Origin of the sequence: Amycolatopsis japonica (assembly GCF_000732925.1) — a bacterium.
Taxonomy (GTDB): Bacteria; Actinomycetota; Actinomycetes; order Mycobacteriales; family Pseudonocardiaceae; genus Amycolatopsis; species Amycolatopsis japonica.
The window spans coordinates 6,470,517-6,496,039 of record NZ_CP008953.1; the positions used below are offsets into that span (position 1 = coordinate 6,470,517).

21 protein-coding genes and 1 pseudogene are annotated in these 25,523 nt (G+C 69.3%); 11 read left to right on the forward strand and 11 right to left on the reverse strand.

The window, feature by feature from the left end; all coding sequences use genetic code 11:
- Positions 1-128 precede the first annotated feature (128 nt).
- Positions 129-932: an alpha/beta fold hydrolase gene (locus tag AJAP_RS29960; protein WP_038517514.1), complete on the forward strand. Its 804-nt coding sequence runs from the start codon at positions 129-131 to the stop codon at positions 930-932.
- Positions 932-1,690, forward strand: coding sequence for an SDR family oxidoreductase (locus AJAP_RS29965; protein ID WP_038517517.1), 759 nt, complete (start codon positions 932-934; stop codon positions 1,688-1,690). Before AJAP_RS29960 ends, AJAP_RS29965 begins: the two co-directional genes overlap by 1 nt.
- Here AJAP_RS29965 and AJAP_RS29970 read toward each other — a convergent pair.
- Positions 1,629-3,227 (reverse strand): IS1634 family transposase, encoded by a 1,599-nt coding sequence (locus AJAP_RS29970; protein ID WP_038517519.1) that lies wholly within the window; start codon positions 3,225-3,227, stop codon positions 1,629-1,631. The two genes, AJAP_RS29965 and AJAP_RS29970, sit on opposite strands and share 62 nt — an antisense overlap.
- A 185-nt stretch (positions 3,228-3,412) precedes the next feature.
- On the opposite strand from AJAP_RS29970, the gene AJAP_RS29975 reads away from it, so the two are divergent.
- From AJAP_RS29975 to AJAP_RS29995, 5 genes are all read left to right on the forward strand, one after another.
- The gene (locus AJAP_RS29975; RefSeq protein WP_407639410.1) at positions 3,413-5,968 is read left to right on the forward strand and encodes a bifunctional FO biosynthesis protein CofGH; all 2,556 of its coding nucleotides are present in this window, start codon (positions 3,413-3,415) and stop codon (positions 5,966-5,968) included.
- A gap of 150 nt (positions 5,969-6,118) precedes the next feature.
- Positions 6,119-6,970 carry a HalD/BesD family halogenase gene (locus AJAP_RS29980; protein ID WP_038517524.1) on the forward strand — a complete coding sequence of 284 codons (852 nt, stop codon included), beginning with the start codon at positions 6,119-6,121 and terminating at the stop codon, positions 6,968-6,970.
- A gap of 21 nt (positions 6,971-6,991) precedes the next feature.
- A complete protein-coding gene (locus tag AJAP_RS29985; RefSeq protein ID WP_083650044.1) occupies positions 6,992-7,825 on the forward strand; it encodes a class I SAM-dependent methyltransferase in 834 nt (277 codons plus the stop codon).
- On the forward strand, positions 7,822-9,600 hold the full coding sequence (locus AJAP_RS29990) for a choline/carnitine O-acyltransferase (protein ID WP_038517530.1): 1,779 nt from the start codon (positions 7,822-7,824) through the stop codon (positions 9,598-9,600). Before AJAP_RS29985 ends, AJAP_RS29990 begins: the two co-directional genes overlap by 4 nt.
- Before the next feature lie 12 nt (positions 9,601-9,612).
- Positions 9,613-10,161 (forward strand): DUF4232 domain-containing protein, encoded by a 549-nt coding sequence (locus AJAP_RS29995; protein WP_051972640.1) that lies wholly within the window; start codon positions 9,613-9,615, stop codon positions 10,159-10,161.
- Here AJAP_RS29995 and AJAP_RS30000 read toward each other — a convergent pair.
- A complete protein-coding gene (locus AJAP_RS30000; protein WP_038517533.1) occupies positions 10,158-10,796 on the reverse strand; it encodes a DUF6518 family protein in 639 nt (212 codons plus the stop codon). The genes AJAP_RS29995 and AJAP_RS30000 overlap by 4 nt on opposite strands.
- A gap of 74 nt (positions 10,797-10,870) precedes the next feature.
- Here AJAP_RS30000 and AJAP_RS44895 point away from each other — a divergent pair.
- A pseudogene (locus AJAP_RS44895) lies at positions 10,871-11,059 on the forward strand (histidine kinase dimerization/phospho-acceptor domain-containing protein); the annotation flags it as partial.
- A 9-nt stretch (positions 11,060-11,068) separates the two neighbouring features.
- On the opposite strand, the gene AJAP_RS44900 reads toward AJAP_RS44895, so the two are convergent.
- The 3 genes from AJAP_RS44900 to AJAP_RS30015 form a co-directional block, all read right to left on the reverse strand.
- Positions 11,069-12,142 (reverse strand): hypothetical protein, encoded by a 1,074-nt coding sequence (locus AJAP_RS44900; protein WP_038517537.1) that lies wholly within the window; start codon positions 12,140-12,142, stop codon positions 11,069-11,071.
- A gap of 67 nt (positions 12,143-12,209) precedes the next feature.
- Entirely contained in the window at positions 12,210-12,647 is a 438-nt protein-coding gene (locus AJAP_RS30010) for a hypothetical protein (protein ID WP_038517538.1), read from the reverse strand.
- Between the two features lie 14 nt (positions 12,648-12,661).
- Positions 12,662-13,999, reverse strand: a complete 1,338-nt coding sequence (locus AJAP_RS30015) for an LVIVD repeat-containing protein (RefSeq protein WP_038517541.1) — start codon at positions 13,997-13,999, stop codon at positions 12,662-12,664.
- A 118-nt stretch (positions 14,000-14,117) separates the two neighbouring features.
- Here AJAP_RS30015 and AJAP_RS30020 point away from each other — a divergent pair, with 118 nt between their 5' ends.
- Positions 14,118-15,554 carry a peptide ABC transporter substrate-binding protein gene (locus AJAP_RS30020; protein WP_167551724.1) on the forward strand — a complete coding sequence of 479 codons (1,437 nt, stop codon included), beginning with the start codon at positions 14,118-14,120 and terminating at the stop codon, positions 15,552-15,554.
- Here the strand turns inward: AJAP_RS30020 and AJAP_RS30025 are convergent.
- Complete coding sequence (locus AJAP_RS30025) at positions 15,534-16,433, reverse strand: LysR family transcriptional regulator (RefSeq protein ID WP_038517543.1); 900 nt, start codon at positions 16,431-16,433, stop codon at positions 15,534-15,536. The two genes, AJAP_RS30020 and AJAP_RS30025, sit on opposite strands and share 21 nt — an antisense overlap.
- 71 nt (positions 16,434-16,504) lie before the next feature.
- On the opposite strand from AJAP_RS30025, the gene AJAP_RS30030 reads away from it, so the two are divergent.
- Positions 16,505-17,539, forward strand: a complete 1,035-nt coding sequence (locus tag AJAP_RS30030) for an SDR family oxidoreductase (protein ID WP_038517546.1) — start codon at positions 16,505-16,507, stop codon at positions 17,537-17,539.
- A gap of 4 nt (positions 17,540-17,543) precedes the next feature.
- Here AJAP_RS30030 and AJAP_RS30035 read toward each other — a convergent pair whose 3' ends face one another.
- Complete coding sequence (locus tag AJAP_RS30035; RefSeq protein WP_038517549.1) at positions 17,544-18,284, reverse strand: SDR family oxidoreductase; 741 nt, start codon at positions 18,282-18,284, stop codon at positions 17,544-17,546.
- A gap of 186 nt (positions 18,285-18,470) precedes the next feature.
- Positions 18,471-18,860, reverse strand: a complete 390-nt coding sequence (locus AJAP_RS44555) for a hypothetical protein (protein WP_174492053.1) — start codon at positions 18,858-18,860, stop codon at positions 18,471-18,473.
- Positions 18,861-19,037: 177 nt separating this feature from the next.
- On the opposite strand from AJAP_RS44555, the gene AJAP_RS30045 reads away from it, so the two are divergent.
- Positions 19,038-20,126: a substrate-binding domain-containing protein gene (locus tag AJAP_RS30045; RefSeq protein ID WP_038517554.1), complete on the forward strand. Its 1,089-nt coding sequence runs from the start codon at positions 19,038-19,040 to the stop codon at positions 20,124-20,126.
- Positions 20,127-20,197: 71 nt separating this feature from the next.
- Here the strand turns inward: AJAP_RS30045 and AJAP_RS30050 are convergent, their stop codons facing one another.
- From AJAP_RS30050 to AJAP_RS30060, 3 genes are all read right to left on the reverse strand, one after another.
- Positions 20,198-22,090 carry a S8 family serine peptidase gene (locus AJAP_RS30050; RefSeq protein ID WP_038517556.1) on the reverse strand — a complete coding sequence of 631 codons (1,893 nt, stop codon included), beginning with the start codon at positions 22,088-22,090 and terminating at the stop codon, positions 20,198-20,200.
- A gap of 207 nt (positions 22,091-22,297) precedes the next feature.
- Entirely contained in the window at positions 22,298-23,182 is an 885-nt protein-coding gene (locus AJAP_RS30055) for a sortase (RefSeq protein WP_038517559.1), read from the reverse strand.
- On the reverse strand, positions 23,179-25,506 hold the full coding sequence (locus tag AJAP_RS30060; RefSeq protein WP_038517562.1) for a hypothetical protein: 2,328 nt from the start codon (positions 25,504-25,506) through the stop codon (positions 23,179-23,181). Before AJAP_RS30060 ends, AJAP_RS30055 begins: the two co-directional genes overlap by 4 nt.
- Between the last annotated feature and the right edge of the window lie 17 nt (positions 25,507-25,523).

Sequence of the window (25,523 nt, forward strand, 5' to 3'; positions counted from 1 at the left end):
GGGCCCGAACCCGGCGATCACGCGGTGATCGCCCCAGGAGACCGCAGGTGAACTCCCGGGCAAGAACATTGCTCCGAGTACATTGCACCGTATTGATCCCGGCGATTGCTCCGATTAGCGTCGGGCTCATGAGTACTGCGGAACTCGACGGCATCACCGTCGCTTACGACGACCTCGGCACCGGGTTGCCCGTCGTCCTCGTCCACGGCCACCCCTTCAATCGTTCGATGTGGCGGCCCCAGGCCGAACGGTTCAGCCGGGAGGGCTACCGGGTCATCACCGCGGACCTCCGCGGGTACGGCGAGACGACCATGCCGCCGGAGAGCACGAAGACCGGACTCGACGTCTTCGCCAAGGACATCTGCCGTCTCGCGGATCGCCTCGGTCTCGGGCGCTTCGTACTGGGCGGCCTCTCCATGGGCGGGCAGATCGTCATGGAGTTCCACCGCACCTACCCCGAGCGCGTCGCCGGCCTTCTGCTCGCCGACACCTCTCCCCAACAAGAGACAGAGGAGGGCAAGCGCGTCCGCAACGAGATGGCGGACCGCGTCCTCGCGGAAGGACTGAACCCCTACGCGGAGGAAGTGCTGACGAAGATGGTCTCCCCGGAGAACGTCCGCACGATGCCGGACGTGGCGGCGCACGTCCTCGGGATGATGCGCACGACGCCCAAGGAAGGAGCGGCGGCCGCGCTCAGGGGCCGCGCCGAGCGTCCGGACTACCGGGAGAGCCTCACCCGCGTGGAAGTACCGGCCCTGGTCGTGGTCGGGACCGAGGACGAGTTCACGCCGGTCGCGGACGCCGAGCTCATGCACGACCTCATCCCCGGCTCCACCCTGGCGGTGATCGAGGGCGCCGCGCACATGCCTAACCTGGAGCGCGAGGCCGAGTTCAACGACGTGTTCGCACGATTCTTGAAAGAGATTGACTGATGCCCCAGAAGACCGTTTTCGTGACCGGTGCCAGCGCCGGGTTCGGCGTCGAGATCGTCCGCCGGTTCGCCGCCGACAGCGCCAAGGTCGTCGCGGCCGCGCGCAGCAAGGACCGGCTCGACAAGCTGGCCGGCGAGCTGGGCGAGAACGTCCTCCCCTTCGAGCTCGACGTCCGGGACGCCGACGCGGTGGCCGCCCTCCCCGGCACGCTGCCCGCCGAGTTCGCCGAAGTCGACCTGCTGGTCAACAACGCCGGCCTCGCGAAGGGGCTCGAGCCCGCCCACCGGGCGAAGCTCGACGACTGGGACCAGATGATCGACACGAACATCAAGGGGCTCGCGCACCTCACCCGCGCCCTGCTGCCCGGCATGGTCGAGCGCGGCCGCGGGCACGTGATCAACATCGGCTCGGTCGCGGGCAGTTACCCGTACCCCGGCGGCAACGCGTACGGCGCGACCAAGGCTTTCGTGCACCAGTTCAGCCTGAACCTGCGCGCGGACCTGCAGGGCACCGGCGTCCGGGTGACCAACGTCGAGCCGGGCCTGGTCGGCGGCACCGAGTTCTCCGTCGTCCGGTTCGAGGGCGACCAGGGCAAGGCGGACAACGTCTACAAGGGCACGACGCCGCTGACGGCCGCCGACGTGGCCGAGTCCGTCTTCTGGGCGGCTTCGCAGCCGGAGCACGTGAACATCAACGTCATCGAGTTGATGCCGGTGGTGCAGAGCTTCTCCGCGCTCCATATTCACCGAGAGAGCTGAGACCGAAGAGGTCGAAGAGCGCCTGCTGTTCCGGGTTCCGCTCGGTCAGCAGGCGCCGCGTCCGCGGTCGGCCGCCGGTGGACGGATACCGCAGCACCGTCTCCCCTATCCCCGCGAGGCTGTCCATCAGTTCGCGGACCGACAGGTTCATCCCCGCGCGGTCGGCCTCGCGCCGCATGAGGTGGGTGACCGTGGACGCGAGCACCGTGACCAGCGTGTGCACGGCGATCCGGTGCGGCGTCCACTCCCAGCGCGGGGCCGGGCCGGTGACGGCGGGGCCGGTCAGCCAGCGGAACGTCGAGTCGAGGTGGGTGCGGGCGCGGTACGCGGTGACGACCTCGGCCACCGGCCAGTCGTGGTCGGTGACCAGCACCTGCTTGCCGAAGAACTCGTCGTGCAACCGCGACACCGCGGCGTCGTCGACCTTCCAGGTCAGCCGGATCTCCCCCGGCCTCGTCCCGGTCAGTGCCGGTGAGAGCACCCGTTCGACGCGGCGGCCGCGGGTGATCCGGGCGATTTCGGCGTTCACCTGGCCGCGGTCGCCCCGGTACGTGCCCGAGGCCAGCGCGGCGTCGAGGCCGGCGAGTTCGCGCGTCGCGGTGCCCAATTCCTCGCCGAACGCGCGGGCCTGCGCGTTGTGCAGGGTCTCCGAATGCGTGAGGATCACGCGCCGCCTCATCCCGGCGACCACGGCCCGGGTGTCGAGGGCGGTCAGCCCGGCGAAGCGTTCCGGGTCGACGGGTTTGCGCGCGGACGGTGGTTTCGCCAGCAGTTCCGGGTGCTCCGACAGCGGGAGCGCGCCGACGAAATGCCGTCCGAGGTCCAGTTGCGCGGCCTGACCGGCGGTGAAGACGAGCGTCACGGGATACAGGGAGCGGAGTTCTTCGGCGAGCGCGGCGAACGGCGGCGCCCCTTCCCGCGGGTACACGTGCGACGCCAGCGGGATCGCGCCGTCCTTGGTCACCACCAGCCCGAGACCGGCGAGTTCGCAGCGGCAGGGGTCGGCCGTGGTGAAGGTAGCGAACTGCGGGACGTCGACGGCGAGCGCGGCGTCGCCCGTCCCCAGCCAGGAGAGCACCGCGTCGGCGACGGCGGTCTCGATCCGCGCGATCCGTTCCGGGGTGAGGCGTTGCAGGGCCCGCCGGTGATTGGGCAGGTCGGCCTGGAGGAATTCCCGGGCGACGGAGTCACGCCACCAGTCGGCCAACTGCGTTTCCGGCGCGGTCGCCCGGTGCAGGACGGCGAGCGCGAGATGCGTCCCCAGGGTGGTCGCCGCGCGCTGGGCTCCGACGGCTTCGTCGACTCGGCGCACGAAGTCGAGCCGTCGCAGCGTGGCCCACACCGCCGCGACGTCGCCGAAGGTCCGGTGACGCGCTTCGCCGGGCGCGGAGACGTCGCCGTCCATCGCACGTCCGATCTCCTCGGCCGTGCCGAGATAACGCTGCGAGACCACCCTCGGCTCGCCGTCGACCCGCGCGGAGGTGACGAGGTAGTAGTACGTCCGCCCGCCGACCTTCTTGCCGATCACCGAAGCCACACTTTAGGTAATACACGCCGACCCCTTGATCGGCAACCAAGATCACGCTCTGACCAGCGGAAACAGTGATCACACCCACGTGGGTGACGCGGTGGCGGGATGCACACTGGCAGGTGGAGCGAGTCCGGCCATAGCGTGCGGGAATGGCATCCCCTGCTGACGCGAACGCCCCCACCACCTCGGCGATGCGCCGGGCGCTCGCCAGGGCGCGCGACGGGAAGACCCTCGACATCACCGAGGCCTCGATCCTGCTCCAGGCGCGCGGCGACGACCTCAAGACGCTGTCAGAGCACGCCTCGAGGGTCCGCGACGCCGGGCTCGTCGCGGCCGGCCGTCCCGGCGTGGTCACCTACAGCCGTTCGGTGTTCATCCCGCTGACCCGGCTGTGCCGGGACCGCTGCGGCTACTGCACCTTCGCGACCGTTCCCGGCCGCCTCGAATCGCCGTTCCTCTCCCCCGACGAGGTGCTCGACATCGCCCGCAAGGGTGCCGCGATGGGGGTCAAGGAAGCGCTCTTCACCCTCGGCGACCGTCCGGAGGACCGCTGGAAGGCGGCGAAGGACTGGCTCGACGCGCACGGTTACGACGACACGCTGTCCTACGTCCGGGCGATGGCGATCCGGGTGCTCGAAGAGACCGGCGTCCTCCCCCACCTCAACCCCGGCGTGCTGACCTGGCAGGACTTCCAGCGGCTCAAGCCGGTGTCGGCGTCGATGGGCATGATGCTGGAGACGACGGCGAAGCGGCTGTACACCGAGAAAGGCGGCCCGCACTACGGCTCGCCGGACAAGGACCCGGACGTCCGCCTGCGGGTGCTGGAGGACGCCGGCCGCAGTTCGGTGCCGTTCACCACGGGCATCCTGATCGGCATCGGCGAGAACTTCGAAGAACGCGCCGACTCCCTGTTCGCCATCCGCAAGGTCGCGAAGACCTACGGCGGCATCCAGGAGGTCATCGTCCAGAACTTCCGCGCGAAGCCGGACACGAAGATGCGCGCGACCCCGGACGCCGATCTCGAAGAACTCGCCGCGACCATCGCCGTCGCGCGGCTGGTGCTCGGGCCGCGGATGCGCATCCAGGCGCCGCCGAACCTGATCGGCCAGCAGTACGAGCTGATGCTGAACGCGGGCATCGACGACTGGGGCGGTGTCTCGCCGCTGACCCCCGACCACGTGAACCCCGAACGCGCGTGGCCGCAGATCGACGAGCTCAAACGCCGCACCGAGGCGCTCGGGTTCACCGTGCGCGAGCGGCTGCCGATCTATCCGGAGTACGTCAAGGCGGGCGAGCCGTGGCTGGACCCGCGGCTGAACGCGCATCTCGCGCCGCTGACCGACACCGGGACCGGGCTCGCGATCGAAGAGGCCATCCCGGTGGGCATCCCGTGGCAGGAGCCGGACGGCGGGTGGAAGGAGGCCGGGCGTACCGATCTGCACGTCGAGGTCGACACCGTCGGGCGCACGGAGGACCGCCGCAGCGACTTCGACTCGGTCTACGGCGACTGGGCCGAGATCAAGGGCAACATCAAGACCGGGCCGCAGCGGTTCGACACCGACATCCGGGATGCCTTGCGCAGCGCGGAAAAGGACCCCGCCGGACTCTCGGACGACGCGGCGCTGGCGCTGCTGCACGCCGACGGGCCGGAGCTCGACGCGCTCGCGAAGATCGCCGACGACCTGCGTCGCGAGGTGAACGGCGACGACGTCACCTTCGTCGTCACGCGGAACATCAACTTCACCAACGTCTGTTACACGGGCTGCCGGTTCTGCGCGTTCGCCCAGCGGCGCACCGACGCCGACGCGTACACGCTCTCGCTGGAGCAGGTCGGCGACCGCGTCGACGAGGCGTGGGCCGCCGGCGCGACCGAGATCTGCATGCAGGGCGGCATCCACCCGGATCTGCCGGGTACCGCGTACTTCGACCTCGCGGCGGAGGTGAAACGCCGTCAGCCGGACATCCACCTGCACTCGTACTCGCCGATGGAGGTCGTCAACGGCGCTTCGCGGACGAACCTCTCGATCGAGGATTGGCTGGCGCGGGCGAAGGAAGCCGGCGTCGACTCGCTGCCGGGCACGGCCGCGGAAATCCTCGACGACGACGTGCGTTGGGTACTGACCAAGGGCAAGCTGCCGACGTCCGAATGGATCAACGTCGTCACCACCGCGCACAAACTCGGCATCACGACGACGTCGACGATGATGTACGGCCACGTCGACACTCCGGCGCACTGGGTCGGGCACCTGAAGCTGCTGGCGAAACTGCAGCGGGAAGGCCTGGAGCGCAACGGGCGGCGCGGGTTCAGCGAGTTCGTGCTGCTGCCGTTCATCCACCAGAGTTCCCCGATCTACCTCGCCGGGCTGGCGAGGGCGGGTACGACGCTGCGCGAGAACCGCGCGGTGCACGCGCTGGCCCGCCTGCTGCTGCACGGGATGATCGACAACATCCAGAGTTCGTGGGTGAAACTCGGCGAGGAGGGCAGCCGCGCGGTGCTGCAAGGCGGGGTCAACGACATCGGCGGGACGCTGATGGAGGAGACGATCAGCCGAATGGCCGGCGCGGCGAACGGGTCGTACAAGACGATCAGCGACATGCGCGCGATGGTCGAGCCGCTGGGCCGCCCGCTGCGGCAGCGGACCACGGAGTACGGCACGCCGACCGCCGAGCGGATCGCCGCGGCCCAGGCGTCCGACGGCGTCGCGACCGCGGTGCGGCGGCCGCTCCTGCCGCTTGTCACCAGCTGACGAAAATCCCCTGACGGCCCCCTGACTCGCGTACAAACGCGAGGAAGGGGGCCGTCACGTTGCGTGTGGCACCGCTCACAAGGCCCGGGGGTCGCGGGCGTTTTCTGTGCTAAACCCGAGAATCACTTCCGGGCAGCCGAGAGGACGTCGATGACCGCGAGCGCAGTCCAAGTGGCCGATACCGCCCGCTATCCGTTGTCCGAACCGGGAAGCCCGGCATGGCGCAAAATCGTTTCCCGCACCCGCGCCGAACTGCGGGAAACGGGCTGCAGCGTGCTGGCCGACTTCATCCGTCCGGAGTTGCGAGACGTCCTTCGCCACGAAGGCGCGAAGATCGCTCCGGAGGCGTACGCGAAGGTCGAACGCGTCAACGCCTACAACATCGCCATCGACACTCCGCTGCCGGAGGACCATCCCGGCCGCACGATCATGGAACGCGGCAACGCTTTCGTGGCGCGGGACCGGATCCCGGCGACCGCGGTGATCCAGCAGCTGTACTCGAGCCGCGAGTTCCAGCGGTTCGTGGCCGACTGCTTCGAACTCCCCGAGCTGCACGAACTCGCCGATCCGCTGTCCGGCCTGGTGCTCAACGTGATCGAACCGGGCCGCGCGCATCCGTGGCATTTCGACACCAACGAGTACACGGTCAGCATGCTCACGCAGGAAGCGGCCGACGGCGGTGTCTTCGAGTACTGCCCGAACATCCGCTCCGAAACGGCGGAGAACTTCGACGACGTCCGTGCCGTCCTGGCGGGCGAAGGTGAGCACCTGATCAGGCGGCTCACTCTGCGTCCTGGCGATCTTCAGCTGTTTCGCGGACGCTTCGCGCTGCACCGGGTGAGTAGTGTTCAAGGGGCAGTCGCCCGCCATTCCGCGATCTTCGCGTACAGCGAGCGCCCTGGGGTCATCGGCAGTCCGGAACGGACGAGGCAACTGTTCGGCCGGGTCCTGCCGGAACACGTCGCTTCGGCGGCGGTCCGGGGCGATCAGCTGCTCGACTAAGTCAGGAGCTTGGCCGTGCCTTTGGATTCGACCGGCAAGATCAATTTCGACGACATCTACACCGCGCCCGATCCACGCGCCTTCTTCGGCACGTTGCGCCGTCTGGACTACGACATCCCGCAGCAGGCGAAGGCCTACTTCGCGAAATTGATCGACGAGTACCGCGCGGAGGCCGACGTCAAGGTCCCGACGGTGCTCGACCTGGGCTGTTCCTACGGTGTCAACGCGGCGCTGTACAGATGCGACACCACGATGGAACGGCTGTACGACCACTACGCGTCCGCCGGCGCGCTGAGCCGGGACGAACTGATCGCGCGTGACCGCCGGATGGACGCAGTCGGCGATGACGTCCGCTTCATCGGCCTCGACGCCTCCGCGCCCGCTCTGGACTACGCGCTCGCTGCCGGCTTCATCGACGAAGCGATCCATGCCGATCTGGAGAACGAAGACCCGACTGAGGAACAGCGCGCGTTGCTGTCCGAGGTCGACATCGTCATCTCGACCGGCTGCGTCGGCTACGTCACCGAGAAGACCCTCGTGCGGATCGCGCGGGAAAACCGGCCGTGGATGGCGCATTTCGTCCTCCGGATGTTCTCCTACGGCCCGGTCGCCGACAGCCTCGGCGAACTGGACTACGAGACGACCGGGGTCGAGGGCGTCTTCCGGCAGCGGAAATTCGCTTCGGATGAGGAACAGACGCAGATCCTGGACAATCTGTCCGTCGCGGGCGTCGACCCGCGTGGGCTGGAGGCCGGTGGCCGGCTGTACGCACGGCTGTTCGTCTCCCGTCCCCACGGCGCGGCGGGCGGGCTCGCCTCCGCGCTGAACGCCCTTCCCCTTCGAGATCGAGGATGATCGTGAGCAGTCCGGAACCGTCCCCCCGCACGTTCGGCAACGAGGACAGCCTGCCGCGGGTCCCCGTCCCCAGCCTGGAGGACACCTGCCGCCGGTTCCTCGAGTGGTGCTCGCCGCTGCTCACCCCCGGCGAACTCGCCGAGACCGAAGGCGCCGTCACCGAGTTCCTCGCCGAAGGAAGCCCAGCGCACGAGCTGCAGAGCGCGCTCGAGGCCTACGACAAGCGCGAAGACGTCCGAAGCTGGCTCGACACCTTCTGGCCGTATCGCTACCTCGGCCGTCGCGACCGGATCGCCCTCAACGCGAACTTCTTCTTCCTGTTCACCGAATCCCCGCTGGAACAGCTGGAGCGCGCGGCCGAACTGACGGCTTCGGCGGTGGACTACAAGCTGAAGCTCGACGAGGAACTGATCCCGCCGATCCTGCTGCGCGGGCGGCCCCAGTCGATGGTGCAGCACAAGTTCCTGTTCTCGGCGACCCGCATCCCCGGCGCCGCGCAGGACACCGCGCGCACGCCGTACCGCGAGGACTGGCCGGGGCCGTCGAGGGCGCGGCACATCGTGGTCTTCCACCGCGACACCCCGTTCCGGATGGACGTCATCGCGCCGGACGGCCGGCCGTATTCCCCCGAACAGCTGGTCGCGGGACTGCAGGCCATCGTCAAGTCGGGGACCTTGGTCGAGGACCCGCGGACCGCCGCCGGGCATTTCACCACCAAGGCCAGGGCCGAATGGGCGGCGACGCGGGAAGCGTTGCTGGCGGCGGGGAACGCGGCCGCGCTCGACGACATCGAGACGGCGTTGTTCTGCCTGTGCCTGGAGGACTTCACGCCGTCGGGCACGCAGGAGGCGTGCGACGCCCTGCTGCACGGCGACAGCGGGAACCGCTGGTTCGACAAGGCCGTGTCGCTGATCGTGTTCGAGGACGGCACGGCGGGGCTGAACGTCGAGCACTGTGAACTGGACGGGACCACGATCCTCGGGTTCACCGACGCGCTGCTCAGCGGTACGCGGCTGGAGCGGCCGCCCGCCGACGGTGTGCCGTCGTCCGAGGTCATCGAGTTCGTCCTGGGTGACGCGCTGCGCGAAGACGCCCGCGCCGCAGCCGCGTCCTTCGCCGAATACGCCGACGCGACCGCTACGAAGACGGTGTCCTTCACCGACTTCGGCGCGAACCGGGCGAAGGAGCTCGGGATGTCCCCGGACGCCTTCGCGCAGATGGCGTACCAGCTCGCGCACAAGCGGGCGAAGGGGATCACGGGCGCGACGTACGAGTCGATCGCGACGCGGCAGTACCAGAACGGGCGCACCGAAGCGATGCGCGTGGTGACGCCCGAGGTGCTGTGGTTCGTCCAGGTGATGGACGACCCGCAAGCCGACCGCCAGACCCGTCAGGCGGCTTTCCGCGCGGCGGCCGCGAAGCACGTCACGCGGGCGAAGGAGTGCCAGGCGGGCGACGCGCCGGAGCAGCACCTATGGGAGCTGCAGCTGATCCAGAAGCGGCGTGGCGTCGAGGACTCCCCGTCGCTGTACTCGTCGCCCGGCTGGCTGAAGATGCGCAACGACTACCTGAGCACCAGCTCGGCGCCGTCGGTGAACATCCAGTACTTCGGTTTCGGGTCGACCAGCCCGCAGTGCATCGGCATCGCGTACGTGCTGCTGCCGGAGTCGTTGAATCTGTACCTGTGCACGCCGAAGCACGTGGCGCACGACATGGAGCTGTTCGCGACGGAACTGGCCGACGCGGTGCGTGAACTGCAGGAGTTGCTGGCCTAGTACGGTTCAGCCGTGCTGGGGAAAGCGATCGTGACAGTGGCGGGGACGGCGTTGGCGGTGGCGGGGTGCGGCGAGCCTCCGCCGCCACCGCCGCCGGTCCCGCCCACCGTCCACACGCCGGACCCGGGCCCGGTGGTCCCGGCAGGCTGTCTCGACACCGGCGTGACGGTGAAGTCCGGGCCGGTCGAGGCCGCGCTGGGGCATCGCGCGGTCGTGCTGACCCTCACCAACTGCGGCACGACCCCGCGCACGCTCACCGGCTATCCCGAAATCCGCTTGCTGGACAAGGAAAAGCGGCCGATGAACGTCGCCGTGGAGCACGGCACGTCGTATATGGCGATCGATCCCGGCGTCAGCCCGCAGACGGTCCAGCCCGGCGGGACGCTGCTCTCGGTCGTCTCGTGGTCGAACACGGTCACCGTGGGTTCACCGGAGGCCGGCGCCTACGTGACGGTCGCGGCCGCGAAGGGCGATCCGGAGCAGCGGATCACGGTCGACACCGACCTCGGGACCACGGGCAAGCTGACGCTGACGGCTTGGAACGCCAAGCTCAAGAACTAGAAGCTCGCGAACAAGCCCTCGAAGAAGTCCGGCGCCGACACGATCACGAGACCGAGAAGTCCCAACGGCAGGGCGACGACGGCGACCTCGGCGGCCTGACGCGGTGAACGAATCCCCCGCCAGGCCACGAACGCGATCGCGATCGCCGTGGCGACCGCCAGCGTTCCGACACCGGATCGGTCGGATCGCCGGACGAGATCACCGATCAGCAGACCCACGACCGCCGCGGTGGCCAGGGTGCCGCGGCGGTCGGCCCGCCCCACGGCGTCGAGCAGAAGCCCGGCGACGAGTCCTGCGGCCACGGCCAGACCGCACCACAGCACGAGCGTCGAAGGGTCGATTCGGTACGTGCCCTCGTATTTGACGCCGTAGACCCACGCCTTGCCGAGGTAGAACGCGAAGACCGCCGCGATCAGCGCGCACACCGCCCGGATCACCGCCCGCCGGCGGGGGATCCCGGGGACGACCGCGACGATCAGCACGATCCATAGAGTGAAGCTGTGCGCCAGCGGCCGTAGCGACTCGCTGTAGTAGGCGTAGGCACCGACGGCGCCGGAAACCGCACCCGCCACGAGCACCGCCACCTCGGAGAACCCGAAGTAGCCGGACACGCGTTTCCCCACCTCGACCGACATCGCTCCCCCTAGCTCGCGGATACGACAGTGAAGCAGATGACCGGGTTTTGTGACGAGACCGCACGGCTCCGCGACGGACACCGCTCGCGTCGATGGTCGCCACGGTCGAGACCCTCGACGCCGGCCCCGAGGTCAAGACCCGCGCGGCCGAGTTGCTCGGGACGCGGACCTGGCGCCTGGCGCGGCTCGTCGAGGATCTGCTGGAGATCTCGCGGTTCGACGCGGGTTCCGCGGACCTGCGGCCCGAACTGGTCGACCTCGCGGCGCCGTTTTCACCGTGCGTCTTCCACGGGAGTCACCAGCGTGAGCCCGCGTGGCGTGTAGTCGTCGAAATACGGCAACGGGACATGGGTGAGCACCAGCAGGAGCGCGGTCAGTACACCGATCTGCGGCAGTTTCAGCTCACGATGGCCGAGCCAGAGCCACACGACCACGAAGAAGTTGGTCATCAGCAGGAACCCCCACCGGGCATCGTCCCAGCCGCCGAACGCGAGCAGCACCGGCGCCCCGATCGCGGCGGCGGGCACCACGGCCGCGAGCGTGGGCCGGTGCAGGTACAGGAAACCGCCGAGCACCACGGCCGCGATCGGCAGCAGGTAGAGCAGGACTCCGGTGATCGAGTACAGCCGCCAGCTTTCGGACTGGGTGCGCCCGAACAGGTCCAGCGCGTCGGCGCGGTAGGCGAAGTCCGCTGTGGACAGTGAGCGCCGGAGACCGTCGATGGTGCCGGGAGCGGCGGGCGGCAGGGCGAGGATCCCCAGGCCGAGTACCGCCGCCGGAGTGAGCAACGCGCACGCGCGCCGGAACGGAACCTTTCGCAGCAGGGCGAAACCGAAGATCGGCAGCACGGTGAGCAACGCGATCTCGTGCACGGTCACCGAAAGCGCCATCACCGCACTGGCGAGCACGGGTCTGTTCCGGTGCACCGCCCACAGCGCGCCGGACAGCAGCAGATACAGCACCTGGTCGAGGTAGCCGACCTCGTGGAACAGGTAGCCGCCGGTCGGCAACAGGAGCCAGGCGACGATCAACCACCGCCGGCTTTCGGTGCGGCTGCGGAAGAAGGCGAGCGTCAAGACCGCCAGTACCGCGCCGAGGACGGCGAAACTCGCGACCGCGAAGACCGCGTAGTCGTGCCCGAACGGCTTCAGGAGCGTGCCGACGAGGAAACGGCGGTGGAATCCGTCCGTCAGGGACACGGCCTGCAGGGTCGCCGCCCACTCCCCCGGCAAGCGGAACCCGGTGTAGCCGGCGAGGAGGACGGCGATCGCGAACAGTGCGGTGACGCTTCGTCGCGAAGTCTTCCCGGCGACGGGGACCGGGGCCCGCTCGAGCAAGGTGGTCATGACGCCAAGCTAGAAACGGATCATCCCGCTGCCGTGATGGTCCCGCGACAGTTCCGCCACAGAACCGTTACATGGTTGTCGAAGAGAGGAAGGCCTGTTCGGACCCGTCGGCGACGAACGCCGTCCGCGCCTTGCCGTTCATGGGCAGCTCACAGGAAAGCCACTTCACCCCGGACGGGAAGAGCCCCTTCAAGGGCTCCGGCACCGCCGGGGAACCCGCCTGGCATTTGTAACCGTCCAGCACCTTCGCGACGGCCTCGGGACGCAACTTCACCACCGCGGACAGCCGGAAGTCGGACGGTCCCGGCGCCGCGACCCGCCCTTCGGAGGCGCCCATCCGCTCCTCGACCCAGGACGCCTGGACGATCTCGCCGACCTCCGGGAACGTCTCGGCGACCGGCGCCGGATCGGTGTGGACGGCCACTTCCTTCGGCGGGGCCGGGTCACAGGCCGCGATCAGGACGATCGCGGCCATGACTCCCAGCGTCTTCCCCATGGTGCGCATGGGGACATCTTGACTCAGGCGGTGAGCTTCAGGATGTCGATTCCGCGAGTGTTGTCGGCGACATAGACGTAACCCTTGTGCCAGTACGGCGCCCACGCGCTGGCGTCGGCCGGGCGGAAGTAGGCGATCTGCTTCGGGTCGGTCGGGTCGCTGACGTCGAGGAAACGCGTGCCCTGCGTGTAGAACGACTGCACGAGGACCTTGCCGCGGACGTCGAAGTAGTGCGCGGAGCAGTCGCCCGTGGCCGGGTCGCTGCCTTCCTGCCCGGCGACGCTCCAGGTGCCGACGGACTTGAGGCGGAACGGCTTCTCCGGCGTCGAGCGCCAGCCTTCGCCGTTGTAGGAGTTCTGCAGCGACGAGATCGTCAGCACGCCGTCACCGGCGCAGCCGTCGAGGAAGCTCTCTTCGGTGGCGTAGATCAGGTCGCGGCCGCGCCAGCGGTTCGAGTCGGCGCCGTCGGCCGAGCGGTGTCCCGCCGGGTGGAAGCTGTTGTGCATGAACTTCGACGGCGCCGCCGTCTCCTCGATCCCGCCGCCCGCGTACGGCACCGGGTCGAACGCCGTCGCGCGACGGACCTTGCCCTGCACGGGATCGCGGTGGTGGCCGTTGGTCCAGTAACCGCGGACGCCGCCGCGCCCGGACACCCACGCCACGCCCTCGTCGTCGACCTGGACGTCGTGCACGTAGTCGGTCTTGCCGTCGTTGCGCGCGAGTTCGATCGGGTTCGGGAACGTCTTGGGGTTGCGCGGATCGCGGATGTCGGTCACCCAGATCGGGCGGCCGCCCCAGTCCGCCGGCTGGTTCGCGGCCTTCGCGGGACCGCCGGTCCAGAGGTACCGGCAGTCGTCGACGCAGCTGGTCGTGTGGCCGGCGGGCACCTTGGTGTAGCTCAGGATGGCCGGTTTGTCCGGGTTCTTCAGGTCGATGATGTAGATGCCGGACTCGCCGGTCTGCGTGGTGCCGCCGTAGGCCCGCGGGTCCCGCGCGAGGAAGACGAGCTTGCGCTTGACGTCGACCTCGGTGTCTTCGGTCTCCCACAGGCCGGGGAGGCTGACCTCGCCGATCAGCTTCGGGGCGGTGGGGTTCTTCGTCAGGTCGTAGACCTTCAGGCCGAACTCGCCGGAAACCGCCATGACGTCACGGTTGCCGTACTGCAGGAACCCCATGGCGATGGCGCCTTGCGCGTCGGGCACGTTGCCGACGGCCTTGACGTTCTTCACCGCGCCGGGCGCACCGGCGACCCGGACCTTCTCACTGGCCGGTTTGTCCTCTTCACCGCAGGCCGCGGCGGGCAATCCGGTGGCGATCAAGGTCGCGGTGACCGTGGTGAGCGCCAAACACGAACGGAGCAACCAGTTTCCTCGCACAGAAACCTCCCAGGCTGGTCCCCGCACCCTATGATCGCCACTTTGCCCGCACAACCGCCATTGGTCGTGGGACTGCTCGGTGCGGGACTGCTAAGACATCCTCATGCGCTTGCGTCTTCTGGCCCCGCTCCTCGCCGCCGCCCTGGTCGCGGCGGGCTGCACCGAATCCGGCGAACCGCCCGCACCGGACGTTCTTCGCGTGGGCCTGGCCGCCCCGGCGACCCTGCTGCCCGCGGACGTCCGCGACCAGTCCGGACGGATGGTCACCGGCGCGCTGTGGACGCCGCTGGCGGACTACGACCCGGCGACGGGGAAGACGGTGCCGCGGGCGGCCGAATCGTTCTCCAGCCCCGACCGGGTCACGTGGACGGTCAAGCTCAAGGACGGCGGGAAGTTCCACGACGGCACCCCGGTGACCGCGCAGTCCTATGTGGACACCTGGAAGGCGATCGGCGCGGAGCGGTGGCAGGCGTCCCGGGTGGTCAAGGATCTCCTGCGGGCCAAGGAGATCACCGCACCCGACCCGCTCACCATCCGCGTCGTACTCGACCGGCCGTCCGGGCAGGTCCCGGCGCTGCTCTCCTCGCCCGCGCTGGTCCCGCTGCCCGCTTCCGCGCTGGCTTCGCGCGATTGGGCGGGCTTCGCGCAACGGCCGGTCGGCAACGGGCCGTTCCGGTTGGACGGCGCGTGGCAGTCGTCGGGCGGCAAACTGGTCCGGGTCGCCGACGCGCCGGGCAAGGCGCGGACGGTCGAGCTGAAGACCGGCGACGCGGCGGCACAGTACGACGAGGTCAAGGCCGGGAAACTCGACCTCTCCACCTTCGTCCCCGGCGATCGTCACGAGGCCATGCACGCGGATTTCGCGCAGCGGCACGTGATGTGGGCCCTGCCCACCGCCGCCTACCTCGGGTTTCCCTTGAACGCGCCGCATTTCTCCGACGCGACCGTCCGGCACGGCTTCGCGCTCGGCATCGACCGCGCGGCGCTGGAGGCCGGCGCGCTCGGCAAGCAGGTGGATCCGGCGAAGTCGCTGCTGCCGCCCGCCGTCGCCCCAGGCGAGCGCAGCAGCACGTGCCGTCCCTGCACGTTCGACGCCGGAGCGGGGAAATCCCTGCTGACCCAAGCGGAGTTCCCGGCCACGCCGGTCCACTTCGGACAGTCGCAGGCGAGCTGGCTGCGTCCGCTCGCGGAGCAGGTCGGCAAGGCCGTCGGTGTCCCGCTCGCCCCGGAACCGGGACAGGGACCGTTCGCGATCGACGTTGCCCTGACGACGCCGAGCCCACAGGAAGTGCTGGCCGAGATCGTGAAGGCGACCGGTTACCAGAGCGACGGATTCGCCGACCTGCTGAAATCGGCCGAGGAGACCGACTCCGCCGACAGCGGCGAGGTCTACCGGCTGGTGGAGAACCAGCTGCTGCGGGATCTCCCGGTCGTCCCGCTGTGGTCGGGGCACGGGCACGCCGTCTGGGCGGACCGCGTCGGCGACGTCAAGGCGACGGCGTTCGGCGGCGTTGACCTCTCAGGGGTTTCCGTGCGGTGACCCGAGCGTGCATTCCCCCGCGACGACGTCGATGAAGGCCGAGGTCAGCGGGTCGGGAGTGCTGCGGCAATAGGCGGCGAGCGTGCGGCGGATCGCCGGCTCGGGCCGCAGGACGCGGCCGTGGAAACCTTCGGGCAGCACGTTGGCCGGGACCAGCGCGGGGCCGAGACCCGCGGCCGCGAGCAACGGGGCGGCCGCGCTCTGTTCGGTGCGGACCGCGGCCCTCGGCTGGAATCCCGCCGCGGCGCAGGCCTGGTCGACGAGGTCGGCCAAGCCGTTGCCCGGCGCGTAGTGCACCCACGCGCAGTCGGCGAGGGTCGCCAGGTCGACGACGCCGGTGCCGTCGTCTTCGCGCGGCCCGTCGATCGGCAGGACGACGACGAACTCCTCGACCCCGAGTTCGCGCACCGGCCCGTCCCAGTCCGGCGGGACCGGGCCGACCGCGACGTCGGCCTCCCCCGCCACCATCGCCTCCCGGAGTTCGTCCGCGTGCCGGAACTCCACCAGCCGGACGTCGACGTCGGGCCGCTCGCGGCGCCATACCCGCAACGCCGCGGGGAGGACCCCGAGGCCGACCGAGTAGACCGTGGCGATCTGCAGTTCCCCGGCTTCCAGCCCCGACGCCTGCCGGGCCGCGCACCGCGCGCGTTCGGCGTCGGCGAGGGTGGCGCGGGCGTGCGGCAACATGGCGCGGCCCATCGGGGTGAGCCGGACGCTGCGCGGCAGCCGTTCGAGCAGCGGGCCGCCGACACCTTTCTCCAGCGCGCGCACCTGATGCGACAGCGCGGGCTGCGTCACGTGCAGCAACTCGGCGGCCTTGGTGAAGGAGCCGGTGTCGACGACGGTCACCAGGTATTCGAGCTGCCGCAAGCTGGTCATGAAGAGAGTTTATTGGAGCGGTGAGATCTATGCCTTGGACTTATCGTGCAGCCTGGTCCAGGCTCGGAGACATGAACGAAGAACGCAAGGTCGCCCTGGTCGCCGGGGCCAACGGGGTCATCGGCAAGAACCTGATCGCCCACCTGGAGACGCTGCCCGGCTGGCGCGTCATCGGCCTGTCGCGGCGTGGTGGCCCCGGCCAGATCGCGGTCGATCTGCTCGACGCGGCCGACACCCGCGCGAAGCTCGGCGGCCTGGACGACGTCACGCACGTGTTCTACGCGGCCTATGTCGACAAGCCGACCTGGGCCGAACTGGTGCCGCCGAACCTGGCGATGCTGACCAACCTCGTCGACGCGATCGAACCCGTCGCGACCGGCCTGCGGCACATCAGCCTCATGCAGGGCTACAAGGTCTACGGCGCCCACCTCGGCCCCTTCAAGACCCCGGCGCGGGAGGACGACGCCGGGCATATGCCGCCCGAGTTCAACGTCGACCAGCAGCAGTTCTTGGAGCGGCGCCAGGCCGGGAAGTCTTGGACGTGGTCGGCGATCCGGCCGTCGGTGGTCGGCGGGACCGCGCTGGGCAACCCGATGAACCTGGCGCTGGCCATCGCGGTCTACGCGTCGATCTCGAAGGAACTCGGCCTGCCGCTGCGGTTCCCGGGCAAACCCGGCGCGTACGACAGCCTCCTGGAGATGACCGACGCCGGACTGCTGGCGAAGGCCACCGTCTGGGCCACCGGTTCGGAGAACGAGGCGTACAACATCGCGAACGGGGATCTGTTCCGGTGGAACGACCTCTGGCCGCGGATCGCGCGCTACTTCGACCTGGAGGTGGCGCCGCCGCTGCCGATGTCGCTGGACGTCGTCATGGCGGACAAGGAAGAACTCTGGACGTCGATCGCCGCGAAGTACGGCCTCGAAGTGCCGTACAGCGCCGTTTCGTCGTCGTGGGCGTTCGCGGACTTCGTGTTCGGCTGGGACTACGACATGTTCGCGGACGGCTCGAAGGCGCGGCGTGCCGGTTTCCACGAGTACGCCGAGACACCGGAGATGTTCTTCCGGCTGTTCGACGAGTTCCGCAAGACGAAGGTGATCCCGTGAGGCGCTAGCCGCGCCCGATGTACGGCATCGCGGTCGCCGTGACGGTCAGAAATCCGACGTTCGCGTCCAGCGGCAGCCCGGCCATGTACAGCACGGCGTCCGCGACGTGCCGGGCGTCGAAGGTCGGCTCGGCCTTCACGCTGCCGTCGGCCTGCGGGATCCCGTCGGCCATCCGCAGGGTCATCTCGGTGGCCGCGTTGCCGATGTCGATCTGTCCACATGCGACATTCCAGGCGCGGCCGTCGAGGGAGATCGACTTCGTCAGCCCGGTGACCGCGTGTTTCGTCGCGGTGTAGGCGACGGACGCGGGGCGCGGGGCGTGCGCGGAGATGGAGCCGTTGTTGATGATCCGGCCACCGCGCGGGTCCTGCGCCTTCATCAGCCGCACGGCCTGTTGCGCGCACAGGAACATCCCGGTCAGATTGGTGTCGACGGCGCGTTTCCAGTCCGCGAAGGACAGTTCGTCGACCGTCCCGCCCACGGACACGCCCGCGTTGTTCACCAGGAGGTCCAGCCGCCCCCAGCGGGCGCGGACCGTCTCGAACAGCGCCGCGACGGAATCGGGATCGCCGACGTCGGTGGGCACGGGAAGCGCGTCCGCCGCGCCGTCGGCGGTCTCGGCCAGCGCGTCCGCGCGGCGGCCGGCGAGGGCGACCCGGTAACCGGCGCCGAGCAACGCGCGGGAGATCTCCCTGCCGAGCCCGGAACCCGCCCCGGTGACGACCGCGATCCTGCCGTTGCCCATCGATCCTCCTCGCAGACCGTGCCGGAGCGGACCGGCTCGGTGATTTTTTTCCGATTACCCGCGTCCGTTCAGGCTAGCGCGCCGCCGCCGGGGGAAAACGTTCACCCGTCGGCCGTCGCGCCTTAAGCGGATCCGGTAACCCCTTCACCACATGGCGGCGATTCACGGGATGTGACCAGGGGGAATTCAGTAGCGAAGAATCCACGCTTTCAACTCGTCCAGACCGGCGAGCAGACCCTTCGATGGCGGCTGCTCGGCGGCAACAACGTGTCGCTCGGATCGGCGCCCGAAGACTATCCGCGAGCCGAGGAATGCCTTGTCGCGATCGCTTGGCTCAGCACGCATATTTCCGAACTGACCAGCGATTTCAGTCATCTCAGCGGCGGTCGCTGGCGCTGGCGCCTGCACACCGGCGACCGGCTCGTCGCGATCGCCAGCCACGCCTACGGAAGACGTATCGAGGCGCAGCGCGGCCTCGACCGGTTCCGCTCGGCCACCACCGAAGCGTCCATCGGCGAAGGAATCGAGATGATCGCCGATTGGCGCCGGAAATACCGTCGCGATTCCGGCGGGCATTCACCGAATCGTTCTCCGTGACGGCCGATCACGGAAAGTGCGTTCCCCGGAGATTAACCACCATGACGTCGGGCGGGAACGCGAAGCACCGCAGCCGGACAGTGTTGCGGAGCGAGGATTGCGTCAAGTCACGGAATCCCGCGACTACTTGGGGACTAGAGAAAGAGTGCAAACAAGATGCGTGCTCGTACCACTCGGTTTCTCGGCGCCACCGCGATCGCCGCGTGTGCCTGCCTCACCCTGACCGGCACCGCCTCGGCGGTCGCCCCCGCCAACGGCCTTTCCGAGGTCATCGCCGCGGCGGGCTCCGACACCACGGTCGACATCACCGGCGCGATCCTCGCCAACGCGAACGGTGGCGCCTGGAACAGCGACCCCGACAACTTCGTCAACGTGCCGCCGCTGCTGTCCGGCACCCAGACCTTCACCGTCCCGGCCGACCCGTTCGCCGACGAGGTCGTCTACAGCGCCGGCAACCCGGCCCCGAACGGTTCGTCGCAGGGCAAGGCCGCGCTGAAGGCCTCCGCCGAAGCGGGCGACGGCAAGATCGACATCGCGCGGTCGTCCTCGGCCCGCGGCTCGTCCGACCCCGGCACCTTCGAGTACTTCGCCTTCGCCACCGACGGTGTCACCTGGGCCTCGTCGGCCACCGGTTCGGGTGCCGGCCTGACCCTCACCCTGGCGCAGCTGCGCGGCATCTACGACGGCTCCATCACCAACTGGAACCAGGTCGGCGGCGCCAACTCCCCCATCAAGGTCTACCTGCCGCAGACCGGTTCCGGCACGCTGAGCTTCTTCACCGGCACCGTCCTCGGCTTCGACCCGACCACCAAGCCGGTCACCATCAAGCGCTTCCAGGAGCACGACGGCAACTCCATCCCGGCCGCCGACCGCGCCACCGCCATCGCGCCGTTCTCGATCGCGCAGTGGATCGCGCAGGGCAACACGGTCGTCGCCGACAAGCGGGCGGGCTTCACCGTCAACCCGCTGACCGGGGCCGGCTTCAACAGCTCCCCCGTCGCCGGTTCCGCCGGCAGTTACACCCCGGCGTTCACCACCGCGTTCCTGGGCTCGCGCAGCGTCTACAACATTGTCGACTCCCGCACCCCCAGCTACGACCAGGCCAAGCGCGCCGTCGGCTTCGACGACGGTGACACGGCCTCGACCGCCAGCCCGCTGTGCGGCGGCCAGCTCGCCGCCACCATCCAGCAGTACGGCTTCCTGACCGTGTCGGGCCCGAACGGCCTGTCCTGCGTCAAGTCCTGACCCCCTCCTAGCGCGTGAAGGCCCCCTTCCCTCAGCTCAGCCGAGGGAAGGGGGCCTTCACGCGAGAAGTGCTACTTGGGGGCGACGCCCAGCGCGGCGAGCGCCGGGTCGGTCATGATCACGCCCGCGCCGGTGACCGGGTCGAAACCGGGGGCACCGAGGTCGATCGCGGTCGACACGAGCGCGTTCCGGATCTCCGCCGGGGTCGCGGCAGGCTTGCCCTGCTTCAGCAGCGCGGCGATGGCGGCGGCGCTCGGCGCGGCGGCCGAGGTCCCGAAGAACGGCTGGAAGCCGGTCACCGAGGTCGCGACGCCGTCGGCCGCGGTGATGTCCGGCTTGTTGCGCGTCGCGCCACCGGTCGAGGACACGTTGCCGGGGGTGATCACCGAACCGTCCGGGTTGTAGAACTGGTGACGGCGACCGTCCGAAGTGAACCGCTCCCACTTGCTGGCGGAGGTGAACAGACCCGGGTACGGGCCTGCCGGGTTCGCCGGGTCACCGGTCTCGAGCGCGCGGCCGAAGGCACCGGCGGCCGGGGCGGCCGCGACACTGAAGGCGTTGACGGCGGCCGAGTGGCCGGAGGTGACACCGTTGGTGCTGAAGGCTTTCAGCGCACCCGAGGTGACGAAGCGGCCGCGGATCACGTTGAGCGCGATGAACCGGTCGGAGCCGCTGTACTTGACCACGGCGACCTTGAAGCCCGAGCCGCTGGCCGGGACCTGGGCGATCTCGTACGGGTTCTGGGTGCCGTTCTGCGAGCCCTCACTGGAGGCGACGACCGAACCGGACGAGTTCAGGACGAACAGGTCGTAGTCGCTGGTGGCCTTGCCCCACGGGTCGGACCAGAACAGGGTGACGTAGCGGCCCACCGAGTTCGGCGAAAGCGCGTTGTACAGCTGGGTCGTGGTGCTCGGGTCGAAGTCGTGCGGCGTACCGGTGATCCCGGAGATCTTGCTGCTGGAGCCGCGGAAGTCACCCTCGTAGTAGCCGCTGGTGCCGTCGGTCAGGTTGCCCGAGTTCCCCGCGGAGGAGAAGTAGAGCACGCCGGCCGCGGTCACGTCGTTGACGGCCTGCGCGACCGGGCCGTCCTGGAACGGCGACTCGTCGAAATAGGACACGTCGTCGACGATGATCGTGCACTTGCCGGTGGTGCGCAGGGCACGGATGTTGTCGGCGAAGCTCTGCTCGCTGGTGAACGCGGTGGCGAAACCGAGCGCGGCGCCGGGCGCCATGTCGTGGATGATCTCCAGCATCGCGGTGCCCTCGTCACCGCTGCCCGCCTGACCGGGGAGGACGTCGACGGCGGGGAGCTCGCCCGCGGTCTGGGACGCCTTCAGGGATTTGATGCCGTCGGAAAGCACGCAGACCTTCTGGCCCGCGCCGGTGACGCCGTACTTGGTGCGGGCGGTGTCGTTCCCGTGCGCCTTGTCGCCCTCGGCGACCTGCAGCGCGGCGGCGGTCTGCTTGACCGCGGCCTGCCGCCGGTCCTGCTGCGCGGATTCGTTCCAGGTCATGGCCTGGGAAGCGGCCTTGACCTCGGCGACGTCCCCGCGTCCGGCGATCGCGTCGACGGCGTTCAGCGGGAGGTCTGCGCGGATCGCGCCGGCGGGAGAGGCGTAACGGACGGTGCCGCCCGCCGCCTTGACGGCGTCCACCAGGGACTGTCCGGCGCCCTTGATGTCCACCGCGACCGTGCCGGCGTCGCTGACGCCCAGCCCGGTCCGGTATTCGGGCAGCTTGCCGGCCAGGCCCTTGTCGGCGCGCAGGCGCTTCTCGACGACGAGCTGGCTCGACTGCTTGCGCTCAGCCGGGGTGAGGCTCTTCTTGATGCTCTGCAGTGCGGTGATCCCGGCCTGCGTGCGCGCCTCCTCCGACGGTTGGGCGCCGGAAACCGCCGTCGACAGCAGCAAAGCGCCGACCGCGACCGGAACCGAGCATGTGACCACCCGGCTGAATCTGCTCATCGAAATCTCCCTGGCTTTTCAAAAGCACTGCCCACACGACACAGCCCGCAACAGGAATCCCTTCGGCCGCCCGAATGAATTACCCTGACCGGGTGTAATGGGGAGAATCTAAAGAGCGATCCGTGACGAGTCCACCCACCAAAGTCTGGATCGGGGGATGATCCACATCCTGGGAACGATTCCGGTCCGAAAAGACCGATATCCCGTTTACGCCCAGGCGGGGAACAGCCGCCACAACGCCAGCGCCGCGAGCGCGGCGAGGGTGAGCAGCACCGGCCCGGTGATGACATAGGTCGAAACCGGACGCCAACGGCGATAAAGGAATGTCGCCCCGGCCGCCGCGACCACGAATCCGCCGAAGGCCAGCACCAGCCCGGCCCACGCGTCACCGTCGCCGGTGCGGCCGTCCTGCGCGTCCGCCCGGCCGTTCTGCGGGCTCGGCCGGAACGGCCTGCCCTCCAGGACGGCGGTCACCACCGTCGCCTCCGCCGAGGCCAGTGGCCACCACGACGCCGACGTCACCAAGGTCAGCCGGTCGTTTTCGGTCTTGCCGTAGTCGGCGCCCTCGTCGAGGGGACGCGTGGCCTTGTCGGTCACCCGGTAGACGGACTTGCCCTGCGTGGTCGCGACGACGATCTCGTCGCCCTTCTCCAGCGCGCCGAGCGAGCCGAACGGGCCGCCGAACCCGGCGTTCCGGGCGGCGATCACCGCGTTGCCCGGCTGCCCCAGCCCGGCCGTTCCCGGCACATGCCCTGGTCCGGACGCGGTTTCCCCGCTCGAAGCGCCCTCGATGACGACCTGCTGCACCTTGAGGGCGGGGATCTCCATGACGGCCACCGGCCTGCCGAACTCGACCGGTTTCGCGGGCGGCGCGGCCCCGAAGAGGCTCTGGCTGGCACCCAGCGCCACGCCGATCTCGCCCCGGATCTCGGTCAGCGCCTTCCGCTGATCACTCGACTGCAGCATCGGGCCCAGCGCGTAGACGACCAGTGCCAGCGCGACCAGGGTGGTGACCAGCCACGCGAACACGACCGCGCCGATCCAGCCAGGACCGAACCGCAGGAATTGCCTCTCCTCCACTTCGGTGTTCACGCCGCGCCGCCCGACTGCCTGCGACGCAGGAGAGCGGCCAACGCCCTCGTCAACCAGGACGGCACCGGACGTCCTGCCGCGAGATACGCCGTCGCGGACGGCAAGGTCGCCAGGATCACCAGTGCCACCAACGGGATCAGGGCGCCGAGCGCGCCGGCACCGGCGAATTTCGGGATGTCGATCGATTCGGCGAGGTTCTTCGCCGCCGCCACACTTTCGGGTGTCGGGGCGGCCGCCGGCGCGGGTCCGGTGGCGGCCGAGGGCGTACCGGCCGACGAGCCCGGACCGCCGGACGGGCCGGTGAGCGAGGCGTTGGACGCCTGCGTGACGCCGTTCGCGCCCGGTGGCGGCGGATTCTTCGCTTCTTCCTTTTCCTGACAAGCCTTTTCGGCGCTACCGGTGCCGATCTTGCCGACGCGTTCCGCGGCGGTCGCGGCCAATCCCGGGGTCAACCGGGCCATTCCGGGCGGAAGCAACGCCTGTCCGAATCCGGCCGCGAGACCGGCGAACGCCTTCAGCTGGTCCTGCTTCTCCTGCATCGGCTTACAGGTCGCGTCGATCAGCGGGTTGACCGGAACGGCCATGTACTCGACGAAGGTGAGCGGGTAGGCGCCGTCCTTGGTGACGGTGCCGGTCTCGGCCGTCCCGTCGGGCCCGACCTTCATCGAATCGGCCGCCAGCTGCAGGCTCTGCTCGGTCGGTGCGACGAAGTTCCCCTTGCCGTCCGGGAGCGCCACCGGCGTCCAGCGGTTGACCGTCGCCGTCGCGAGATCGGTGATCACCCAGTTCAGGCAGCCGCCCGCACAGTCCGCGCCACGGCCGACGACCGCGTTGTCGACGGTCTTGCGCACCGACAGCTGCCCGGTCTTCGCGTCGACGTTGTTCACCCGCGACTTGCCGGGGTCGAGCACGCTCAGATCGGAGATCACCCCGGGCGACTTCCCGCTCAGCTCGCCGAAATAGTCGGTGCCCAGCGCCGGGAAGACCCACGCCTCCGGCGCCGTCGTGGCGAGGAGCCTGCTCAGCGCGAACGGGACCGTCCCCGCCCCCGATTCCCCGGTCACCCCGAAGAAGTCCGGGCTTCCGCCGTATCCGGCCCGTCGGTTCACCGCGATCACGCCGGCGGGCTGGCCGTCCTTGATCGCCGAGAGCGCGGGATTGCGCTCGACCAGCGGCGAACCGTTCTTGAAGACGCCGCCCCGGCCGCCGGCGTCGGGGTTCTGCCCGCCCTTCGTGAACATGTGCGCCAGCTCGGTGGTGGTGAACGACATCGTCGTGGCGAGCTTCGAGCCGAGCGGGTTCCCTTCGTCGTTGACGTCGGTCGGCGACCATCCGACCGCGGCGATCACCGCCGCGTTGACCCCGACAGGGACGTATTCCCTGGACCGCACCGTCTGGGCGGCCAGCGCGTTCCCGCTGCCGGTGATCATGAGATCGGAGGTGCCCTTGTCGAACGCGGTCAGCCCGGTGTCCTCGGTCTCGCTCACGATGTTGGCGGGCTGATCGGCCTGGGTGGGTGCGCACAGCGCCTGGTTCCACGCGACCGCGGCCCGGCCGAGCCGCTCCGGCATGCTGGCGTTGAGCGTGTTCCGCCCGATCCCCTTGCAGCCCTTGACGCCGATCCCCGGCAGGTACGGGGTGAACTTGATCGACTCGTCGACCCAGGTCACCGTCTTGCCGGTCGCGTCCTGCGCGGTGATCTGGATCGTGGCGGTGCAGGGATTGTTCTCGTCGCAGGTGAACGAATACTGCCTTCTGCTCTTCGCACCGGTCGCCGGATCGACGACGACGGGATTGTCCGCCCACGGCACCTTGGGGAATTTGTCGCCGGGATTCACCGCCTTTTCATAAGTGGTGTAAAGCGGGTCCCAGGCCACCGCGTGCGGTCGCAAGGTGCCGCGCGGAATCGTCGTGTCGAAGACGATGTCGCCGGTCGTGCTGCTCCGCACCCTTTCCATCGACTGCATACCCGCGGCCTTGCCGGTGAATTCGTCGCCGAATTCGTCCTGGCAGTAGGACTGCACCCGGGTGAGCAGGGTGCTGTCCTTGGGCCACGGCGGGACGTACACCTTCTTCATGAGGTTGTCCGGCACGTCTTTCGGGCAGATGACGAGCTTCGCCTTCGCCCCCTTGGGCAATCCCGAAAGCGTGATCCGCAGTGGATCGCCGTTCTGGACCGCCGAAAGATCGGCGGGTTCGGTCTTGAGCCGATACGGCGGATTCGCGGGCGCCTGCGCCTGTGCGGCGGGAACGGACACCCCCGCGACCGCGAGCACCCCGCAGAGCAGCACGATCCCGGCTCGTCTCGCGCGGAACAGGAACACGGACGACTCCCCAGATT

Excerpts from the sequence above, each read along its gene's own strand:
- AJAP_RS29960 (WP_038517514.1), top strand. The coding sequence starts at position 129 with ATGAGTACTGCGGAACTCGACGGCATCACCGTCGCTTACGACGACCTC.
- AJAP_RS29965 (WP_038517517.1), top strand. The coding sequence starts at position 932 with ATGCCCCAGAAGACCGTTTTCGTGACCGGTGCCAGCGCCGGGTTCGGC.
- AJAP_RS29975 (WP_407639410.1), top strand. The coding sequence starts at position 3,413 with ATGCGCCGGGCGCTCGCCAGGGCGCGCGACGGGAAGACCCTCGACATC.
- AJAP_RS29980 (WP_038517524.1), top strand. The coding sequence starts at position 6,119 with ATGACCGCGAGCGCAGTCCAAGTGGCCGATACCGCCCGCTATCCGTTG.
- AJAP_RS29990 (WP_038517530.1), top strand. The coding sequence starts at position 7,822 with ATGATCGTGAGCAGTCCGGAACCGTCCCCCCGCACGTTCGGCAACGAG.
- AJAP_RS30000 (WP_038517533.1), bottom strand. The coding sequence starts at position 10,796 with ATGTCGGTCGAGGTGGGGAAACGCGTGTCCGGCTACTTCGGGTTCTCC.
- AJAP_RS44900 (WP_038517537.1), bottom strand. The coding sequence starts at position 12,142 with ATGACCACCTTGCTCGAGCGGGCCCCGGTCCCCGTCGCCGGGAAGACT.
- AJAP_RS30010 (WP_038517538.1), bottom strand. The coding sequence starts at position 12,647 with ATGCGCACCATGGGGAAGACGCTGGGAGTCATGGCCGCGATCGTCCTG.
- AJAP_RS30020 (WP_167551724.1), top strand. The coding sequence starts at position 14,118 with ATGCGCTTGCGTCTTCTGGCCCCGCTCCTCGCCGCCGCCCTGGTCGCG.
- AJAP_RS30025 (WP_038517543.1), bottom strand. The coding sequence starts at position 16,433 with ATGACCAGCTTGCGGCAGCTCGAATACCTGGTGACCGTCGTCGACACC.
- AJAP_RS30030 (WP_038517546.1), top strand. The coding sequence starts at position 16,505 with ATGAACGAAGAACGCAAGGTCGCCCTGGTCGCCGGGGCCAACGGGGTC.
- AJAP_RS30035 (WP_038517549.1), bottom strand. The coding sequence starts at position 18,284 with ATGGGCAACGGCAGGATCGCGGTCGTCACCGGGGCGGGTTCCGGGCTC.
- AJAP_RS44555 (WP_174492053.1), bottom strand. The coding sequence starts at position 18,860 with ATGCCCGCCGGAATCGCGACGGTATTTCCGGCGCCAATCGGCGATCAT.
- AJAP_RS30045 (WP_038517554.1), top strand. The coding sequence starts at position 19,038 with ATGCGTGCTCGTACCACTCGGTTTCTCGGCGCCACCGCGATCGCCGCG.
- AJAP_RS30050 (WP_038517556.1), bottom strand. The coding sequence starts at position 22,090 with ATGAGCAGATTCAGCCGGGTGGTCACATGCTCGGTTCCGGTCGCGGTC.